At 60.8% G+C, this 16,248-nt stretch carries 14 protein-coding genes; 10 read left to right on the plus strand and 4 right to left on the minus strand.

Going from position 1 to position 16,248, the window contains the following annotated elements; genetic code table 11:
* Positions 1 to 3: 3 nt before the first annotated feature.
* The 5 genes from hycE to hycI are packed head-to-tail and all read left to right on the plus strand — an operon-like array spanning position 4 to position 3,887.
* Positions 4 to 1,713 carry a formate hydrogenlyase subunit HycE gene (gene hycE, locus LJA86_RS17135; protein WP_045908505.1) on the plus strand — a complete coding sequence of 570 codons (1,710 nt, stop codon included), beginning with the start codon at positions 4 to 6 and terminating at the stop codon, positions 1,711 to 1,713.
* 9 nt (positions 1,714 to 1,722) lie between these two features.
* Positions 1,723 to 2,265, plus strand: coding sequence for a formate hydrogenlyase complex iron-sulfur subunit (locus tag LJA86_RS17140; RefSeq protein ID WP_008499573.1), 543 nt, complete (start codon positions 1,723 to 1,725; stop codon positions 2,263 to 2,265).
* Positions 2,265 to 3,032 carry an NADH-quinone oxidoreductase subunit B family protein gene (locus LJA86_RS17145; RefSeq protein ID WP_126544856.1) on the plus strand — a complete coding sequence of 256 codons (768 nt, stop codon included), beginning with the start codon at positions 2,265 to 2,267 and terminating at the stop codon, positions 3,030 to 3,032. The genes LJA86_RS17140 and LJA86_RS17145 overlap by 1 nt, the downstream gene beginning before the upstream one ends.
* Positions 3,029 to 3,439 carry a formate hydrogenlyase maturation HycH family protein gene (locus LJA86_RS17150; protein ID WP_023294422.1) on the plus strand — a complete coding sequence of 137 codons (411 nt, stop codon included), beginning with the start codon at positions 3,029 to 3,031 and terminating at the stop codon, positions 3,437 to 3,439. The genes LJA86_RS17145 and LJA86_RS17150 overlap by 4 nt, the downstream gene beginning before the upstream one ends.
* Complete coding sequence (gene hycI / locus LJA86_RS17155) at positions 3,432 to 3,887, plus strand: hydrogenase maturation peptidase HycI (RefSeq protein ID WP_229226477.1); 456 nt, start codon at positions 3,432 to 3,434, stop codon at positions 3,885 to 3,887. The genes LJA86_RS17150 and hycI overlap by 8 nt, the downstream gene beginning before the upstream one ends.
* 81 nt (positions 3,888 to 3,968) lie before the next feature.
* Here hycI and LJA86_RS17160 read toward each other — a convergent pair whose 3' ends face one another.
* Together LJA86_RS17160 and ascF are read right to left on the minus strand one after the other, a co-directional pair.
* Positions 3,969 to 5,393 (minus strand): 6-phospho-beta-glucosidase, encoded by a 1,425-nt coding sequence (locus tag LJA86_RS17160; protein ID WP_028014207.1) that lies wholly within the window; start codon positions 5,391 to 5,393, stop codon positions 3,969 to 3,971.
* Positions 5,394 to 5,411: 18 nt separating this feature from the next.
* Positions 5,412 to 6,863, minus strand: a complete 1,452-nt coding sequence (gene ascF / locus LJA86_RS17165; protein WP_196346637.1) for a PTS cellobiose/arbutin/salicin transporter subunit IIBC — start codon at positions 6,861 to 6,863, stop codon at positions 5,412 to 5,414.
* Positions 6,864 to 7,077: 214 nt separating this feature from the next.
* Here ascF and LJA86_RS17170 point away from each other — a divergent pair, with 214 nt between their 5' ends.
* The 4 genes from LJA86_RS17170 (at position 7,078) to LJA86_RS17185 (ending at position 12,017) form a co-directional block, all read left to right on the plus strand.
* Positions 7,078 to 8,091 (plus strand): LacI family DNA-binding transcriptional regulator, encoded by a 1,014-nt coding sequence (locus LJA86_RS17170; protein WP_229226478.1) that lies wholly within the window; start codon positions 7,078 to 7,080, stop codon positions 8,089 to 8,091.
* A 134-nt stretch (positions 8,092 to 8,225) separates the two neighbouring features.
* The gene (gene hydN / locus LJA86_RS17175) at positions 8,226 to 8,771 is read left to right on the plus strand and encodes an electron transport protein HydN (RefSeq protein ID WP_008499565.1); all 546 of its coding nucleotides are present in this window, start codon (positions 8,226 to 8,228) and stop codon (positions 8,769 to 8,771) included.
* Between the two features lie 5 nt (positions 8,772 to 8,776).
* The gene (hypF, locus tag LJA86_RS17180; protein ID WP_229226479.1) at positions 8,777 to 11,017 is read left to right on the plus strand and encodes a carbamoyltransferase HypF; all 2,241 of its coding nucleotides are present in this window, start codon (positions 8,777 to 8,779) and stop codon (positions 11,015 to 11,017) included.
* Complete coding sequence (locus tag LJA86_RS17185; RefSeq protein WP_045908512.1) at positions 10,995 to 12,017, plus strand: HoxN/HupN/NixA family nickel/cobalt transporter; 1,023 nt, start codon at positions 10,995 to 10,997, stop codon at positions 12,015 to 12,017. Before hypF ends, LJA86_RS17185 begins: the two co-directional genes overlap by 23 nt.
* 81 nt (positions 12,018 to 12,098) lie before the next feature.
* Here LJA86_RS17185 and norW read toward each other — a convergent pair whose 3' ends face one another.
* Together norW and norV are read right to left on the minus strand one after the other, a co-directional pair.
* Entirely contained in the window at positions 12,099 to 13,232 is a 1,134-nt protein-coding gene (gene norW, locus LJA86_RS17190; protein WP_229226480.1) for an NADH:flavorubredoxin reductase NorW, read from the minus strand.
* On the minus strand, positions 13,229 to 14,671 hold the full coding sequence (gene norV / locus LJA86_RS17195; RefSeq protein WP_196352691.1) for an anaerobic nitric oxide reductase flavorubredoxin: 1,443 nt from the start codon (positions 14,669 to 14,671) through the stop codon (positions 13,229 to 13,231). The genes norW and norV overlap by 4 nt, the downstream gene beginning before the upstream one ends.
* Before the next feature lie 189 nt (positions 14,672 to 14,860).
* Here norV and norR point away from each other — a divergent pair.
* The coding region (gene norR / locus LJA86_RS17200; RefSeq protein WP_229226481.1) for a nitric oxide reductase transcriptional regulator NorR at positions 14,861 to 16,248 on the plus strand (1,388 nt) is incomplete at its 3' end.

Below are 16,248 nucleotides of genomic sequence, written 5' to 3' on the forward strand. Positions count from 1 at the left end.
TTTATGTCTGAAGAAAAGAAAGGTCAGCAGTATCTCGCCGCATTGCATCAGGCTTTCCCCGGCGTGGTGCTGGAGGAGTCCTGGCAAACCAAAGACCAGATCACCGTCACCGTAAAGGTGAACTATCTGCCGGAAGTGGTGGAGTTTCTCTACTACCGGCAGGGCGGCTGGCTGTCGGTGCTGTTCGGTAACGACGAGCGCCAGCTGTGCGGCAATTACGCGGTGTACTACGTGATGTCGATGGAGCAGGGCGAGAAGTGCTGGATCACCGTGCGCGTCGAGGTCGACCCGAATAAACCGGAATACCCGTCCGTCACGCCGCGCGTGCCCGCTGCCGTCTGGGGCGAGCGTGAAGTGCGCGACATGTATGGTCTGGTGCCGGTTGGCCTGCCGGATGAACGCCGTCTGGTGCTGCCGGACGACTGGCCGGACGAACTCTATCCGCTGCGCAAAGACAGCATGGACTACCGCCAGCGTCCGGCCCCGACCACCGACAGTGAAACCTACGAATTCATCAACGAGCTGGGCAGCAAGAAAAATAACGTGGTGCCGATCGGCCCGCTGCACGTCACTTCCGACGAGCCGGGCCACTTCCGCCTGTTCGTCGACGGCGAAAACATTATCGACGCCGACTACCGCCTGTTCTACGTCCACCGCGGCATGGAAAAGCTGGCGGAAACCCGCATGGGATATAACGAAGTCACGTTTCTTTCTGACCGCGTCTGCGGCATCTGCGGCTTCGCCCACAGCACCGCCTACACCACCTCGGTAGAGAACGGCATGGGGATCGTGGTGCCGGAACGCGCGCAGATGATCCGCGCCATTCTGCTGGAGGTGGAGCGCCTGCACTCGCACCTGCTGAACCTCGGCCTGGCCTGCCACTTCGTCGGCTTTGACTCCGGGTTTATGCAGTTCTTTCGCGTGCGTGAAGCGTCGATGAAGATGGCGGAGATCCTCACCGGGGCGCGCAAAACCTACGGTCTGAACCTGATCGGCGGGATCCGCCGCGACCTGCTGAAGGATGACATGATCCAGACCCGCCAGCTGGCGCAGCAGATGCGCCGCGACGTGCAGGAGCTGGTGGACATGCTGCTCAGCACGCCCAACATCGAGCAGCGCACCGTCGGCATTGGCCGCCTCGATCCGGAGATTGCCCGCGATTTCAGTAACGTCGGCCCGATGGTGCGCGCCAGCGGCCACGCCCGCGACACGCGTGCCGATCACCCGTTCGTCGGCTACGGCCTGCTGCCGATGACCGTGCACAGCGAGCAGGGCTGCGACGTCATCTCCCGCCTGAAGGTGCGCATCAACGAGGTGTTCACCGCGCTGAATATGATCGACTTTGGTCTGGACAACCTGCCGGGTGGCCCGCTGATGGTGGAGGGCTTCACCTACATTCCAAACCGCTTTGCCCTCGGGTTTGCCGAAGCGCCGCGCGGGGACGATATTCACTGGAGCATGACCGGCGACAACCAGAAGCTCTACCGCTGGCGCTGCCGTGCGGCGACCTACGCCAACTGGCCAACCTTGCGCTACATGCTGCGCGGTAACACCGTGTCTGATGCGCCGCTGATCATCGGCAGCCTCGACCCGTGCTACTCCTGCACCGACCGCATGACCGTCGTGGACGTGCGCAAGAAGAAAAGCCAGGTGGTGCCGTACAAAGAGCTTGAGCGCTACAGCATCGAGCGTAAGAACTCGCCGCTGAAATAAGGATTCGTCATGTTTACCTTTATCAAAAAAGTGATCAAAACCGGCACGCAGACCAGCCGCTATCCGCTGGAGCCGATGCCGGTCGACAAAAACTTTCGCGGCAAGCCGGAACACAACCCGCAGCAGTGCATCGGCTGCGCGGCCTGCGTCAACGCCTGTCCGTCGAACGCCTTAACGGTGGAAACGGATCTCAAAACCGGCGAGCTGGCCTGGCAGTTTAACCTCGGGCGCTGCATCTTCTGCGGCCGCTGCGAAGAGGTCTGCCCGACGGTCGCCATCCGCCTGTCGCAGGAGTACGAGTTGGCGGTGTGGAAGAAAGAGGATTTCCTGCAGCAGTCGCGCTTTGACCTGTGCCACTGCCGCGTCTGCCAGCGCCCGTTCGCCGTGCAGAAAGAGATCGACTACGCCATTGCGCTGCTGCAGCACAACGGCGACGCCCGCGCGGAGCATCACCGTGAAAGCTTTGAAACCTGCCCGGCGTGCAAGCGACAGAAGTGCCTGCTGCCGTCCGACCGCATTGATATCACCCGCCACATGAGAGAGGCCAGCTGATGGAAAATTTACTTGGCCCACGCGACGCTAAGGGCATTCCGGTGCCGATGACGGTGGACGAATCCATCGCCAGCATGAAGGCGTCGCTGCTGAAAAAAATCAAACGCTCGGCCTATGTCTACCGCGTGGACTGCGGAGGCTGCAACGGCTGCGAGATTGAGATCTTCGCTACGCTGTCGCCGCTGTTTGACGCCGAGCGCTTCGGCATCAAAGTGGTGCCGTCCCCGCGTCATGCGGACATCCTGCTGTTCACCGGGGCCGTCACCCGCGCCATGCGCTCGCCCGCGCTACGCGCCTGGCAGTCCGCGCCGGACCCGAAAATCTGCATCTCGTACGGCGCCTGCGGCAACAGCGGCGGCATCTTCCACGACCTCTACTGCGTCTGGGGCGGCACCGACAAAATCGTGCCGGTGGACGTCTACATTCCGGGCTGTCCGCCGACGCCCGCCGCCACGCTGTACGGCTTCGCGATGGCGCTCGGCCTGCTGGAGCAGAAAATCCACGCCCGCGAGCCGGGCGAACTCGACAACCAGGCTGCGGCCATTCTGCACCCGGACATGGTGCAGCCGCTGCGGGTGAAGGTCGATCGCACGGCGCGCAGGCTGGCGGGCTATCGCTACGGCCGTCAGATTGCTGACGACTATCTGCGCCTGCTGAGCCAGGGCGAGCATCAGGTCGCACGCTGGCTGGAGGCGGAAAACGATCCGCGCCTCAATGAGATTGTGGCGAACCTGAACAGTATCGTCGATGAGGCGCGTATCCGATGAGTGAAACGGTGGTGTTCAGCCAGCTGAGCCGTAAGTTTATTGATGAGAACGATGCCACGCCGGATGCGGCGCAGCAGGTGGTCTATTACAGCCTGGCGATTGGGCATCACCTCGGGGTGATTGACTGCCTGGAGGCCGCACTGAGCTGCCCGTGGCCGGAATACCTGGCGTGGATTGCCACGCTGGAGGAGGGCAGTACGGCGCGGCGCAAAATGGAAGGCGTGCCGAAGTACGGTGAGATCGTGATCGATGCGAACCACATTGCGATGCTCGCCAACGCCTTTGACGCGGCGCTCGGCAGACAAACCCCGGAGCAGCAGGCGTGGAGCAAAACGCTGCTCGGTATGCTGCATGATATTCATCAGGAGAGTGCCATCTACCTGATGGTGAGGAGATTACGTGACTGACGTTTTACTGTGTGTCGGCAACAGCATGATGGGTGACGACGGCGCGGGTCCGCTGCTGGCGGAGATGTGCGCCTCGAACCCGCAGGGCAACTGGGTGGTGATTGACGGCGGCAGCGCCCCGGAAAACGACGTGGTGGCCATTCGCGAGCTGCGTCCGGACAGGCTGTTAATCGTCGATGCCACCGATATGGGACTCAACCCCGGCGAGATCCGCCTGATTGACCCGGACGACATCGCCGAGATGTTTATGATGACCACCCACAATATGCCGCTGAACTACCTGGTGGATCAGATCAAAGGTGACGTGGGCGAGGTGCTCTTTTTGGGGATTCAGCCGGACATTGTCGGGTTTTATTACCCGATGACGCCGCCGGTGAAGGAGGCGGTGGAGGTGGTGTATTCACGGCTAGCGGGATGGGTTGGGAACGGAGGGTTTTCTCAGCTCTGAGCAGCGCCCGGTGGCGCTACGCTTACCGGGCCTACGGTTTTGTAGGCCGGGTAAGGCGAAGCCGCCACCCGGCAAAACAGGCTACGCCAGATCCGCCCCGTTACTCGCAATCACCTTCTTATACCATCCGAACGATTTCTTGCGTTTCCGCTCCAGCGTGCCGTTCCCGGCGTCGTCGCGGTCGACGTACACAAACCCGTAACGCTTGCTCATCTCACCGGTTGAGGCCGAGACAAGGTCAATGCAGCCCCAGGTGGTGTAACCCATCAGCGGCACGCCGTCCTCAATCGCATCGCCCATCGCGCGGATATGCTCGCGCAGATAGCTGATGCGGTAGTCGTCGTTAATCTCGCCGTTTTCATCAACGACATCTTTCGCCCCCAGGCCGTTTTCCACCAGGAACAGCGGCTTCTGGTAGCGGTCGTACATCATGTTCATGGTGATGCGCAGGCCGAGCGGGTCGATGCCCCAGCCCCATTCGCTCACCTGAATGTGCGGGTTGCGCAGAGATTTAACGATGTTCGCCGCATTGGTGTTGTTCGCGTTCATATCCGCCGAGGCGCAGCGCGAGGCGTAATAGCTGAACGAGACAAAATCGACGGTATTTTTCAGCAGTTCGTCATCGCCCGGGTCTTTAACAATCACGACGCCTTTTTCGCGGAACACGCGGGCAGAATAAGCCGGATAGCTGCCGCGCGCCTGCACGTCGATAAAGAACAGGTTCTCGCGGTCTTTCTCCAGCGCCATCCACACGTCTTCCGGCTTGCAGGAGTAGGGGTAGAAGTTACCGCCCGCCAGCATGCAGCCGACCTGGTTTTCCGGGTTCACCTCGTGAGCAATTTTAGTCGCCAGCGCGCTCGCCACCAGCTCGTGGTGAGCGGCCTGGTATTTCACCTGGTCTTCATTTTCGCCTTCCTCAAACACCAGCCCCGCGCCGGAGAACGGGCTGTGCAGCATGATGTTGATTTCGTTGAAGGTCAGCCAGTATTTCACCAGCCCGTTAAACTCCTCGAAGCAGGTGCGGGCGTAGCGGGCAAAGAAATCCACCATTTTGCGGTTGCGCCAGGAGCCGTACTCCGTCACCAGGTGCATTGGCACGTCGAAGTGGCAGAGGGTTACCAGCGGCTCGATGTTGTACTTTTTGCACTCCTCGAACACCGCGCGGTAAAAGGCAATGCCCTCTTTGTTTGGCAGCGGCTCGTCGCCATTCGGATAGAGGCGGCTCCAGGCGATCGAGGTGCGGAACACCGTAAAGCCCATCTCCGCCATCAGAGCGATGTCCTCTTTATAGCGATGGTAAAAATCAATCGCCTCGTGGCTCGGGTAGAATTCGTCGTCACGCAGCGAAAAACGCTTTTCCTTACCGAGCTTCACCGCCAGGCGGTTCGCGCCGTGGGGGATCATATCGACCGTCGTCAGCCCTTTGCCGCCCTCACGGTAAGCGCCTTCACTCTGGTTGGCGGCAAGCGCGCCGCCCCATAAAAATCCTTGTGGAAAAACAGACATTCTTACCTCGCTTTCAATTTATGCTTTTGCTGCGTTGTTCTGTACCGGTGCGGTCTGCAGGGCGCGCGCTTTTTCGGCGTCGTCTTCGACCGGAATATCCTCAAAGCCCAGTATCAGGGTCAGAACAAACGACAGCACCACTGCCAGACCCATCACGCCAAACACCCAGACGATGGTCATCGGGTTCGCCGGGTCGAAGAACTGTACGCTGGTAAACAGCCCCGGTGCCGCCATCGAGTGGCTGGCAAGACCCGCGATACCGGCAACCGCGCCGCAGATAAAGCCGCTGATCAGGCTAGCAATCAGCGGGCGTTTCAGACGTATTGCGACGCCGTACAGGGCCGGTTCAGAGATCCCCGCCATGATGGCGGAGGCCGCCGCCGCCAGCGCCGTCTGGCGCAGCTCCGGGTTTTTGGTTTTCCACGCCACCGCCAGCGACGAACCGCCGAGCGACAGGTTGGCGCCAATTTCCGACGGCATCACCATCCCTTCCTTGCCCGTTTCGGCAATGGTCTGAATGATGGTTGGCGTAAACACGCGGTGCATGCCGGTCATGACCAGCAGCGGCCACAGCGCGCCCATGATGGCCACGGAGAGCCAGCCCAGATAGCCGTGAATGGTGTAGACCAGCGCGGAAATCGCACTACCGATCCAGATGCCCAGCGGTCCAATCAGCACGATGGCGAGCGGGGCGGCAATCAGCACGATCAGCATTGGCTTGAGGAAGTTTTTTGTCACCGCCGGGGTAATGCGATCCACCCAGCGCTCGATGTACGACAGGCACCAGGTCATCACCAGCGCGGGGATGACGGTGTAGGTGTATTTCACCGCCGTCACCGGGATAAACGCTAACTCAACGTGCTCGCCCTGCGCGGCTTTCGCCATCAGCTCGATAAAGCTCGGGTGCACCAGCACGCCCGCAATGGCTATCGCCAGCGACATGTTGGTTTTGAATTTCACCGCCGCCGAGGCCGCCACCATCAGCGGCAGGAAGAAGAACGCGCCGTCGCCGATGACGGTCAAAATGGTGAGCGTCGGCGCGCCTTTGGGCAGCACGCCGGTCATCTCGAGGATCATCGCCAGCAGCTTGACCATTGAGCCGCCGATGATCGCCGGGATCAGCGGGGACATGGTGCCGATCAGCGCGTCGAGGATCCCGGCGCCAATGCGGCGAAGCGTCAGCTTTTGCGGGCCTTCCGGCACCGCGGGCTGCAGGTCAGCGGGCAGCAGGCTTACCACCTCGCGGTACGCCTGAGAGACGGTATTGCCAATAATCACCTGGCACTGGTTGTCGTTACGCACCACGCCGAGCACGCCGCTGATGCTTTTCAGGCGCGCGGCGTCGGTGAGGGTTTCGTCTTTCAGAACGAAACGCAGTCGCGTCATGCAGTGGGTGACGGCGACGATGTTCTCTTTGCCGCCCAGCGCGCTGATAACGTCGTTCGCCAGCGCAGCGTAATTTTTGGCCATCGAATGTGATCCTGTTATCGTTGTGTGAAATGTAGGAAACCGGTTCCACATAATCATCATGAGTTTTTATGAATGAAACAAGATCGCTTTTTGACCATTTTTTTATTTCGTGACGCCGATCACCAGCAGGAACCCAAAGCGTGATGTCGCCGCTGCGACAATTTTTCTGCAGTGCAGTACACTGCGCTCCATCAGATTCAGACGGAATAACAACATGACCACGATGCTTGAAGTGGCGAAGCGGGCAGGCGTTTCGAAAGCGACGGTATCCCGGGTACTGTCGGGCAATGGCTATGTCAGCCAGGAGACCAAAGATCGGGTGTTTCAGGCCATTGAAGAGAGCGGCTATCGCCCAAATTTGCTGGCGCGCAACCTGGCGACCAAACGTACCCAGACGCTGGGCCTGGTGGTGACCAACACCTTGTATCACGGCGTCTACTTTAGCGAGCTGCTGTTTCACGCCGCGCGCATGACGGAGGAGAAAGGGCGGCAGCTGATCCTCGCGGACGGCAAGCACAGCGCCGATGAAGAGCGCGAGGCGATCCAGTATCTGCTCGATATGCGCTGCGACGCGGTGATCATCTATCCGCGTTTTCTGAGCGTGGAAGAGATGGATGAGATCGTCGAGAAGTGCGAGCAGCCCATTATGGTGCTCAACCGCCGCCTGCGGAAAAACAGCAGCCACAGCGTGTGGTCCGATCATAAAGCCTCCAGCCAGGACGCGGTGTCACAACTGATTGCGAAAGGGCATCGTGAGATCGCCTTTATCACCGGCTCGCTGGATTCTCCCACCGGGGTTGAGCGTCTCTCCGGCTACAAGGACGCGCTGGCGCAGCACGGTATTTCGCTGCGCGAGGGGCTGATTGCGCAGGGGAAGTGGAACCCCGCCAGCGGCGCGGCGGCGGTGTCCGAACTGCTTGCTCGGGGTGAGCGCTTTACGGCGCTGGTGGCGAGCAATGACGATATGGCCATCGGTGCCATGAAGCAACTGCACTACAGCGGCGTGGCCACGCCGGACGCGGTGTCGGTGATCGGTTTCGACGATGTGGCCATCGCGCCTTACATTGTACCGTCGCTCTCCAGCGTCCGCATTCCGGTAACGGAGATGATCAAAGAGACCATCAGCCGCCTGATCTTTATGCTCGACGGCGGTGAGTTTAAATATCAGCAAATTTTCTCCGGCGAGCTTGTCCTGCGCGACTCGGTTATTGACGGCCCGCACCGCTGATGTCGACAGCTGTCATCGTCATAAGTGACGATGACGGCACCGCTTTAATTTTTAAAATGAAATAAAATCAATAAGTTAATTATTGGCACGGTTTATGAATATCTCCGCGCATAACTGTAATGCTGGAGAAGCAGATGAACCGTTTTATTATGGCCGATGCCAGTAAGTGTATTGGTTGCCGTACCTGTGAAGTGGCGTGCGTGGTTTCCCATCAGGCGGAGCAGGACTGCGCGTCGCTTACCCCTGACACCTTCCTGCCGCGCATCCACGTCATCAAAGGCGTGAATATTTCCACCGCCGCCATCTGTCGCCAGTGCGAAGACGCACCGTGCGCGAACGTCTGCCCGAACGGGGCGATTAAACGCGAGAAAGGCTTTGTGCACGTGATGCAGGAGCGCTGCATTGGCTGCAAAACCTGCGTGGTTGCCTGCCCGTATGGCGCGATGGAGGTGGTGGTCCGTCCGGTGGTGCGCAACAGCGGCATGGGGCTGAGCGTGCGGGCGGAGAAAGCCGAAGCCAACAAGTGCGATCTGTGTTACCACCGTGAGGCCGGCCCGGCCTGTATGGAAGCCTGCCCGACGCACGCGCTGGTCTGCGTGGATCGCGACAAGCTTGAGCAGATGAGCGCCGAAAAGCGCCGTCGCGCGGCGTTCGACACCTCGTCATCACTGCTGTTCTGAACCGTATGAGCAGCAACGGCGTTCAGCTGCGGGTGCGCGGCAAGGTGCAGGGCGTGGGGTTTCGTCCCTTCGTCTGGCAGCTGGCGCAGGCGCTTAAGTTGACCGGTGACGTCTGCAATGACGGAGAGGGCGTGCTGGTGCGCCTCGCGGGTAATGGGGGGGCCTTTACCGCGAGGCTGCATCAGGACTGCCCGCCGCTGGCACGCATTGACCGCGTGGAAGCGCAGCCGTTTACCTGGGCGCGCGTGCCGGAGGACTTTACCATCCGCCACAGCGCGGCCGGGACGATGGACACCCAGATTGTCCCCGATGCGGCGACCTGCCCGGCGTGTCTGGCTGAGATGGGCGACCCAGGCGAACGCCGTTATCGCTATCCATTTATCAACTGCACCCACTGCGGGCCGCGGTTTACCATTATCCGCGCCATGCCCTACGACCGCCCGGCCACGGCAATGGCACCGTTCCCGCTCTGTGGGCCGTGTGAAGCCGAATACCGCAATCCTGCCGACCGCCGTTTTCACGCCCAGCCGGTCGCCTGCCCGGACTGCGGGCCCGCGCTTATGTGGCGTGCGGGCGACATGACAGCTGAGCGCGAAGCTGCGCTGCGCGCGGCGGTGGCGATGCTGCAAAGCGGCGGTATTGTCGCCGTCAAAGGGCTGGGGGGCTTTCACCTCGTCTGCGACGCGCGGAACCCGCAGGCGGTCGCGACGCTTCGTTCACGCAAGCAGCGGCCCGCGAAGCCGCTGGCGGTGATGATCCCGCATGCGGATGACCTGCCGGAGACGGTTCAGACTCTGCTACGCTCACCCGCCGCACCCATTGTGCTCACGCCAAAAGCCTGGCTGCCCGCGTTCCCGGAAGGTATCGCACCCGGTCTGGATTCCGTCGGCATCATGCTTCCTGCGAACCCGCTGCAGCACCTTCTGATGATGGACTGCCAGTGCCCGCTGGTGATGACCTCCGGCAACCTCAGTGGCAGACCGCCTGCCATCACCAACCGGCTGGCGCTGGATGAGCTCAGCGGCATCGCGGACGGTTTCCTGCTGCATAACCGCGATATTCTGCAGCGGATGGACGATTCGGTGATGGATCGGGACGGTGCGATGCTGCGCCGCGCGCGCGGTTTTGTGCCCGATGCCATCACGCTGCCTGCCGGGTTCGACAATATCCCCGCCATGCTGTGCACCGGGGCGGAGATGAAAAACACCTTCTGCCTGGTGCGTGGGAATCAGGCAGTGCTGAGCCAGCATTTTGGCGATCTCCGTGACGAGGGGGTGGAAGCGCAGTGGCGTTCCGCGCTGTCGGTGATGCAGGACATTTACGCCTTCCAGCCGGCGCGCGTGGTGTGTGATGCCCATCCGGGATATCGCGCTCGTCAGTGGGCGCAGGCGCAGGCGTTGCCCCTTGAAGAGGTACACCACCATCACGCCCACGCCGCGGCGTGTCTGGCCGAAAACGGCTGGCCGCGCGATGGCGGAGACGTTATCGCCCTGACGCTGGACGGGATCGGCATGGGGGAAAACGGCGCGTTGTGGGGCGGAGAGTGCCTGCGGGTCAGCTATCTCGACTATGCGCATTTGGGTGGTCTGCCTGCTGTTGCGCTGCCGGGCGGCGATCTGGCGGCCATGCAGCCGTGGCGTAATCTGCTCGCCCACTGTCTGGCGTTTGTACCCGACTGGCAGCAGTACCCGGAAACCCATGCGGTTCAGCGCCAGAACTGGCCGTTGCTGGCGACGGCGATCCAGCGTGGCATCAACGCGCCGCGAGCTTCTTCCTGTGGTCGCCTGTTTGACGCGGTTGCCTGTGCGCTCGGCATCGACATGCAGCGTTACGAAGGGGAAGCGGCCTGCCGACTGGAAGCACTGGCATCGCAGTGCGCGGGTGTCGACCATCCGGTGACGCTGGAAGTGGATAACCTCGCGCTTTTCTGGCGGCAGTGGCTGAGCTGGCAGGCGGAACCCTGCGCGCGCGCCTGGGCGTTTCACGATGCGCTGGCAAAAGGGCTGGCGGAGCTCGCCGCGTTTCATGCCCGGCGCCTGTCGCTTTCGACAATCTGTCTCAGCGGCGGGGTATTACACAACCGTCTGCTGCGCGCGCGTCTGCGTCATTATCTTTCTGACTTTACGCTTCTTTTTCCTTCGCGCCTGCCCGCAGGTGACGGAGCGATCTCCTTCGGGCAGGCGGTGGTCGCCGCTGCCCGATCATGTTTACAAAGGACTAAAAATGTTACGACTGTTACGCAATGAACCTCGCGCCGCGCTTCTGCTGCTGGCTCTGGTAATGGCAAACCTGCTGGCCTGGGGATGGGCATGGCACACCTTTAGCGGCAGCACGGCGCTGATGGCGGCAAGCCTGCTGGCGTGGTGCTACGGACTGCGTCATGCGGTGGACGCTGACCACATTGCAGCCATAGATACCGTGACGCGTAAGATGATGCAGCAGGGCAAACGCCCGTCCGGCGTGGGGGCGTGGTTCTCGCTGGGCCACTCCACCATCGTGGTGCTAGCCTCCATTGCCATCGCCGCTACCGCCACGGCGTTTCAGAAGAACATGGCGTGGTTCCACGAAACCGGCAGCCTGATTGGTACCGCCGTTTCCGCGACCTTCCTGCTGGCGATGGCGCTGGTGAATATGGTGATCCTGCGCGGCGTCTGGCGCAGTTTTCAGGCGCTGAAACACGGCAGGCCCGTGCAGGACGACATCACGCTACCTGCTCAGGGCGGGGTAATGAACTGGCTGTTTGGCAAGACCTTCCGCCTCGTCAATAAAAGCTGGCAGATGTACCTGGTTGGCTTCCTGTTTGGTCTCGGCTTTGATACGGCCACCGAGATCGGCGTGCTGGGGATCTCTGCCGCCAGCGCGTCCAGCGGGATGTCGGTGTGGTCAATCATGATCTTTCCGGCACTCTTCGCCAGCGGCATGGCGCTGGTGGATACCCTCGACAACCTGCTGATGGTCGGCGCCTACGGCTGGGCGTTTAACAAGCCGCAGCGCAAGCTCTACTACAACATGACCATCACCGGCACCTCCGTGGTGGTGGCGCTGTTTATCGGCGGGCTGGAAGCGCTGGGTCTGCTGATGGATAAATTTGCCCTCAGCGGCGGCCTCTGGGATCTGATTGGCACGGTGAACGACAATCTGGGCAACGCCGGGTTTGTCGTCGTGGGTCTGTTTGTCGCCTGCTGGCTGATTTCCATGGCGAATTACCGCTGGCGCGGCTACGACGCGCTGGTGGTACGTTCCTGAACGACCCAGCCCGGCGGCGCTACACTTGCACGGGTCTGCATGTAGGCCGGGTAAGCGGAGCGCCACCCGGCATTACGAGGGTTAAGCAGGGAGCGATTTCAGCAGGGCGAAGGCCTCTTTCATCCTGTCTTCACTGACGACAAAGGCGCGCATCTGACCGTCATTATCCGTACCGCGCGCCACCATGCCCTGCGGCGAAAGGGCAATCTGCCAGTCCAGATCCTGACGCTGCGTTTCGCCTGCGAGATGCAGCGGTAATTCCGGCGTTTTCACTTTGACCAGCATGGCGGGTAATTTCACCGGCGTACTGCCGCCGAGCAGGTTTTTCGCCAGAGACAGCGCGCTTAATTGAATCGGCTGTAAAAAGGGCAGCACCTGGCCGTTAATTTCCGCGCAGTCGCCCAGGGCATAAATGTCCGGCTGGGTGGTTTGCAGGTAGCTGTTAACCTTCACGCCGCGGTTGATTTCGGCGCCTGCGCGATGCGCCAGCGCCGTTTCCGGGCGCAGCCCCGTCGCCGCAATCACCACATCCACTTCCACGCTGCGGCTGCGGTCGAGCGTTACACGTATGCCGCTGCCGGTTTTGCTCAGGTTCTGCAGCTGCGATTTCAGCAGCAGATGGACGCCCATGTCGGTCAGATGATGCTGTAAGCGGCTGCTCACTTCAGCGGGCATCAGCGCTGACAGAATGCTCGCCGCGTGGTCGACCAGGGTGACGGATTTACCCGCACGGCAGAAATCCATCGCCAGTTCGGTGCCGATCAGCCCGCCGCCGACAATCATCACCCGCGTGGCGTCGTGAAGCTCCGTTTCGCTGGCCTGATACGCCTGCTGGCTGTTGAGCGTGACCATTAGCTCGCGGCCCTCAACCGGCGGCACAAACGCAGAGGCACCCGTGGCCAGCACCAGCTTGTCGTACTGCCAGGTTTCATCTTTCGCTTTCACCAGACGGGCGTCGGCGTCGATATCGGTGACCCAGGTGTACGGAAACAGACGCAGGTTAAACTGTTCTGCGAACGCCCCCGCCGTCTGGCGGGTGAGATCGTCGGCGCGCTGATTCTGGCTAATGACGTGGCTTAAATCAGGCTTGTTGTACTCGTCCATGCTGTCGGCGGCGATCACCGTCAGCGGCACGTTAGCATCCTGTTTGCGGATATTTTTCACCAGCTGACGGGCGGCAAAGCCCGAGCCGATAATGACGATACCGTGGCTCATTTTGCCTCCGTTGCCAGTTCATCAAAAACGTCTTTCCCGAGGGAACATTCCGGGCAAAGGAAGTTGTCCGGCACCTCACTCCACGGCGTGCCCGGGGCGACATCCTGCAGCGGCTCGCCCCGTTCCGGGTCGTAAATCCACTGGCAAACGCTGCACTGCATGCATGGACCGAGGTCGGCAGCGGCAGCTTTTGCTTCGGCTTCCGGCGCAACCGCCGCGGCGGGGGTGGTTTCCGGCAGCGGTGCGAGCGCCCACTGACGGGCGATGTCACGGCCGTGCTGGCGACAGATTTCCAGGGCGTCGATATCCGGCCGCCATTTCGCTTTCAGGCTCATCGACATCTCAAACCCTGCATCCTGTAAACGGGTAGAGAGACGGTCTACCGCGCCGCCGCTCCAGCCGTGGGAGCCAAAGGCGCTGGCGCGCTTGTTGCGAAAACGCAGGCCGGTCATCTCTTCGACCAGACCGGCAATCTTCGGCATCATCACGTTATTCATGGTGGAGGTGCCCACCAGCACGCCCTTAGAGCGGAAAACGTTGGTTAATACCTCGTTCTTATCGCTGCGCGCCACGTTGAAGATTTTCACCGCCACGTTCGGGTCCACTTCGTTGATGCCCTGGGCAATGGCGTCCGCCATCATGCGGGTATTGTTGGACATGGTGTCGTAGAAGATCGTGATGCGGTCTTCCTGATAATCCGCCGCCCATTTCAGGTACAGCTCGACGATCTGGGTGGGGTTTTCACGCCACACCACACCGTGAGAGGTGGCAATCATCTCCACCGGCAGGTTAAAGCCGAGGATCTCGGTGATTTTTGGCGTGACCAGACGGCTGAACGGGGTCAGGATGTTGGCGTAGTACCGTTGGCACTGCTCGAAAAGCTCGGTCTGATCCACTTCGTCATTAAACAGGCGTTCGTCGCAGTAGTGCTGGCCGAAGGCGTCGTTGCTGAACAGCACCGCGTCGCCGGTCATGTAGGTCATCATGCTGTCCGGCCAGTGCAGCATTGGGGTTTCCACGAAGATCAGCTGCTTGCCATTGCCGATATCCAGCGCGTCGCCCGTTTTCACGGTGTGGAAGTTCCACTCCGGATGGTGGTGATGACCGTTGATCGAGTCGATGGCGTTGGTGGTGCAGTAGATCGGAGTGTCCGGAATATACGACATCAGCTCGGTCAGGGCACCGGCATGATCCTCCTCCGCATGGTTGATGATGATGTAGTCGATGGCGTTCAGGTCGATTTCACCGCGCAGGTTCTGCACGAACTCGCGGCTGAACTTGTGATCGACGGTATCGATCAGCACGTTTTTTCCTTCGCGGATGAGATAGCTGTTGTAGCTGCTGCCGCGCAGCGTTTTATATTCCGTCCCGTGGAAATCGCGCACTTCCCAGTCACGTTGACCCACCCAATGAATGTTATTTTTAACCAGAATAGACATAGCAAACCTCAGCGTAATATCGCGTTTTTCAAAATAGGATGGTTTGCTTATATCAAGCTGCGTGCCAACTTTTAATTTATTGATTTTTATATATTTATATTTTAATGATCCGTAATGGGTAGTCATTTTGACTATCAAAAGCAGTGTCACTATGACAATATGCATTGTCAAAATGACAGCGAGGCAGACATGAGCTTTTCCGTAGACGTGCTGGCGAAGATCGCCATTGAGCTGCAAACCGGTATCGGCCATCAGGACCGCTTTCAGCGGCTGATCTCCACGCTGCGCCACGTGCTGGCGTGCGACGCCTCGGCGCTGCTGCGCTACGAAGGGCGGCAGTTTATTCCCCTGGCAATCGACGGCCTGGCGAAGGACGTGCTCGGGCGGCGCTTTACCCTTGAAGGCCATCCACGTCTGGAGACCATTGCCCGCGCGGGTGACGTGGTGCGTTTCCCGGCGGACAGCGACTTGCCCGACCCGTACGACGGGCTGATTCCAGGCCAGGAGAGCCTGAAGGTGCACGCCTGTATCGGCCTGCCGCTGTTTGCCGGGCAAAACCTGATTGGGGCGCTGACCCTCGACGGCATGTCGCCGGACCAGTTCGACACCTTCAGCGACGAGGAGCTGCGCCTGATTGCCGCGCTGGCCGCCGGGGCGCTTAACAACGCGCTGCTGATTGAACAGCTGGAGAGCCAGAATATCCTTCCCGGCAGCCCGGCGGCGTTTGAGCAGGTGGCGCACACGGAGATGATTGGCCTCTCGCCGGGCATGGCGCAGCTCAAAAAAGAGATTGAGATTGTTGCCGCGTCCGATTTGAACGTGCTGATCTTCGGGGAGACCGGCACCGGTAAGGAGCTGGTGGCGAAGTCGATTCACGAAGCGTCGCCGCGCGCGGTCAATCCGCTGGTGTACCTCAACTGCGCCGCGCTGCCGGAAAGCGTGGCGGAAAGCGAATTGTTTGGTCACGTCAAAGGGGCGTTTACCGGCGCCATCAGCAACCGCAGCGGCAAGTTCGAAATGGCCGATAACGGCACGCTGTTTCTGGATGAAATAGGCGAGCTTTCCCTGTCGCTACAGGCCAAACTTCTGCGCGTATTGCAGTACGGCGATATCCAGCGCGTGGGGGATGACCGCAGCTTAAGAGTGGATGTGCGCGTGCTGGCGGCGACCAACCGCGACCTGCGTGAGGCGGTGCTGGCCGGGCAGTTCCGCGCCGACCTGTTCCACCGCCTGAGCGTGTTCCCGCTTACCGTGCCGCCGCTGCGCGAGCGCGGGGACGACGTGGTGCTGCTGGCGGGCTATTTCTGCGAACAGTGCCGTCTCAGGATGGGGCTTTCCCGCGTGGTGTTAAGCCCGGGGGCGAGGGCCCATCTGCTGAGCTACGGCTGGCCGGGCAACGTGCGCGAGCTGGAGCATGCGATCCACCGCGCGGTGGTGCTGGCGCGAGCGACGCGTTCGGGTGATGAAGTAGTTATACATGCCCGGCATTTTGCGCAGCATGATGAAACCGCACCCACGATTGCCCATGCAGCTCCGGAGATAACGAGCGAAAACCTGCGTGACGCGACAGAGGCGTG

The sequence above is a fragment of the Enterobacter sp. TCD1-1 genome (assembly GCF_020567405.1).
GTDB lineage: Bacteria > Pseudomonadota > Gammaproteobacteria > Enterobacterales > Enterobacteriaceae > Enterobacter > Enterobacter quasiroggenkampii.

Coding starts and splice junctions, on each gene's coding strand:
- hycE (WP_045908505.1), top strand. CDS start 4: ATGTCTGAAGAAAAGAAAGGTCAGCAGTATCTCGCCGCATTGCATCAG.
- LJA86_RS17140 (WP_008499573.1), top strand. CDS start 1,723: ATGTTTACCTTTATCAAAAAAGTGATCAAAACCGGCACGCAGACCAGC.
- LJA86_RS17145 (WP_126544856.1), top strand. CDS start 2,265: ATGGAAAATTTACTTGGCCCACGCGACGCTAAGGGCATTCCGGTGCCG.
- LJA86_RS17150 (WP_023294422.1), top strand. CDS start 3,029: ATGAGTGAAACGGTGGTGTTCAGCCAGCTGAGCCGTAAGTTTATTGAT.
- LJA86_RS17160 (WP_028014207.1), bottom strand. CDS start 5,393: ATGTCTGTTTTTCCACAAGGATTTTTATGGGGCGGCGCGCTTGCCGCC.
- ascF (WP_196346637.1), bottom strand. CDS start 6,863: ATGGCCAAAAATTACGCTGCGCTGGCGAACGACGTTATCAGCGCGCTG.
- LJA86_RS17170 (WP_229226478.1), top strand. CDS start 7,078: ATGACCACGATGCTTGAAGTGGCGAAGCGGGCAGGCGTTTCGAAAGCG.
- hydN (WP_008499565.1), top strand. CDS start 8,226: ATGAACCGTTTTATTATGGCCGATGCCAGTAAGTGTATTGGTTGCCGT.
- hypF (WP_229226479.1), top strand. CDS start 8,777: ATGAGCAGCAACGGCGTTCAGCTGCGGGTGCGCGGCAAGGTGCAGGGC.
- LJA86_RS17185 (WP_045908512.1), top strand. CDS start 10,995: ATGTTACGACTGTTACGCAATGAACCTCGCGCCGCGCTTCTGCTGCTG.
- norW (WP_229226480.1), bottom strand. CDS start 13,232: ATGAGCCACGGTATCGTCATTATCGGCTCGGGCTTTGCCGCCCGTCAG.
- norV (WP_196352691.1), bottom strand. CDS start 14,671: ATGTCTATTCTGGTTAAAAATAACATTCATTGGGTGGGTCAACGTGAC.